The organism is Acidobacteriota bacterium, from assembly GCA_034211275.1.
In the GTDB taxonomy this organism is placed as follows: Bacteria; Acidobacteriota; Thermoanaerobaculia; order Multivoradales; family JAHZIX01; genus JAGQSE01.
Window position 1 is genome coordinate 1 of the sequence record JAXHTF010000363.1, and the last position, 2,281, is coordinate 2,281.

Annotated in this window: 1 protein-coding gene; it reads left to right on the forward strand. The window is 66.4% G+C overall.

What is annotated here, in order from left to right:
• The first annotated feature begins 782 nt into the window (after positions 1-782).
• Positions 783-2,117: a group II intron reverse transcriptase/maturase gene (gene ltrA / locus SX243_26010; GenBank protein ID MDY7096441.1), complete on the forward strand. Its 1,335-nt coding sequence runs from the start codon at positions 783-785 to the stop codon at positions 2,115-2,117.
• Positions 2,118-2,281: the final 164 nt, after the last annotated feature.

Below are 2,281 nucleotides of genomic sequence, written 5' to 3' on the forward strand. Positions count from 1 at the left end.
CCCCGCGCCCTGCCGTCCGGACCCGGACTCAGCGACAGCGACAGGGGCAGCGACAGGGGCAGCGTCAGCAGTCAGGGGCAGGCCAATGCGCGAGGCGCATCCTCGATCCCGGACCCGGCTCCCCGCGTCCCGCCGCCCGGACCCGGACTCAGCGACAGCGACAGGGGCAGCGACAGGGTCAGCGGGTGCGCCAGGCGAAGCCTGGGGAAGGGGGATGAGATGACCTGAAGTGAGGCACTCGGAAACCTTTCGGACGAATCCAGCGGGTGAGAGTCCCGCTCGGCTAGGGCTGGCCACCGGCCGGAAGCGAGCCTCCCGCGGTGGTACGGGTAACTGGGGCCGCGAAGCGGAGGGGAGCGAGGATGTCAGCCACGTAACGGAGCTCCGAAAGTGCTGTTTGTCGGTGCCCAAGCCGTCCGCTGGGTGGAAGGCAACACTGCGGCGCTGAAGAGGCCTGGCGTCGTGGACCGACCGGAGTCGACGAGCGTGGCGGGTGTTCAGAGGGATTCGCCAGGAACCTGGGAGGCCCTGCCGTCTCCACGTCCAGAGGTGGCGGCGCTGGAGGAAAGCTCAACGCTGCTGACCCGCAGGGGGTAACGCACCCGCCGCCGCGGGCGGGGAGAAGGGGTGCACGTGGTACCCGCGGGCGAGGCAACGAGCACGCGGGGACGGGCGGCAGGGAGTCGGAGCGACCCATAGTACCGATGAGGCTGGGGAACCGAGCCCGAAGGGACCCAGAGGAGGGAAGGGGATCGCCGGGACACGGAGCTGAGGGGGGAAAGATGTCCGGGAGCTACAGCCCGGGGAGCATCTCAACGAGACTTGCTCAGATAGCGGATCTTGCGGGGCGGTCACCGGAGATGGTGATCACGACGCTGGCACATCACATTGACCTCGCCTGGATGTACGAGGCGTACACGCGGACGCGCAAGAGCGGGGCGACGGGGGTGGACTGGGTGACAGCCGAGGAGTACCGGAAGGATCTTCGGGCGAACCTGACATCGCTGTTGAGTCGTTTCAAGTCCGGCGAGTACAAGGCGCCACCGGTGAGACGGGTGTACATCCCCAAGGCTGGGGGCAAGACGCGGCCGATCGGGATACCGACCTTCGAGGACAAGGTGCTGCAGAGAGCAGTGGCGATGGTCCTTGAGGCGGTATACGAGCAGGACTTTCTGGACTGCTCATACGGGTTTCGGCCCGGGAGATCGGCGCACCAGCTCCTGGAGGACCTGTGGCAACGCCTGATGAAGATGGGCGGGGGGTGGGTGTTGGATGTTGATGTCCAGAGCTTCTTCGATGATCTGGACAAGGGTCATCTGCGGGGCTTCCTCGACAAGAGGGTGCGCGACGGAGTGATCCGGCGTGCGATCGACAAGTGGCTGAAGGCAGGGGTGCTGGAGGATGACGAGGTCCTGCGGCCGGACACAGGCACACCACAGGGTGGCGTGATTTCGCCGTTGCTGGCCAACGTGTACCTCCACGAGGTCATCGATACGTGGTTCGAGCGGGAGGTCAAGCCTCGGATGAGGGGCCAGTGTTTCCTGATGCGGTTTGCCGACGACATGATCATGGTGTTCAAGAGCGAACGCGACGCGCGACGAGTGCTGTCGGTCCTGCCGAAACGGCTGGCGAAGTACGGACTGACGATGCACCCTGAGAAGACGCGACTGGTGCGCTTCGAGCGCCCTATACGGAAACCCTCGGGGAAGAAGCCCGGCCGCGGTATACGGCCGGGGACATTCGACTTCCTCGGATTCACCCACTACTGGGGGGTTACCCGTCGCGGCAACTGGGCGGTGCAGCGCAAGACGGCAGCGAGCCGATTCAAGAGGGCAGTCGCGACGATTGACGAGTGGTGCCAGCGGCACCGCCATCTTCGCGTCAAGCGGCAGCACGCAGCGCTGAGCAAGAAGCTCACGGGGCACTGTGCGTACTACGGCATAACCGGCAATAGCTGGTCCCTCCAGCGCTTCCGCACTGCGATGCAGCGCAGCTGGAGACGCTGGCTGAACCGCCGCTCACAGCGCGCCAGGATGACCTGGACGCGCTTCAACCGCCTGCAACGGACCTACCCACTGCCGACCGCCATCGCGGTCCACTCGGTCTGCCGTCCGTAGCGAAGCCGTGATCCCGAGGAGCCGTATGCGGGAAATCCGCACGTACGGATCTGTGGGGGGCCCCGGGTGGCTCGCGAGAGTCACCCGGGCCTACCCGACCAGACCCACGCGCGAGGCGCGCCTCCACCCGATCCCGAAACCCGCCGCCCGCCGCCCGGTTCTCG

What these genes read in the sequence shown, in the direction of transcription:
- ltrA (MDY7096441.1), top strand. Translation starts at nt 783, where the DNA reads ATGTCCGGGAGCTACAGCCCGGGGAGCATCTCAACGAGACTTGCTCAG.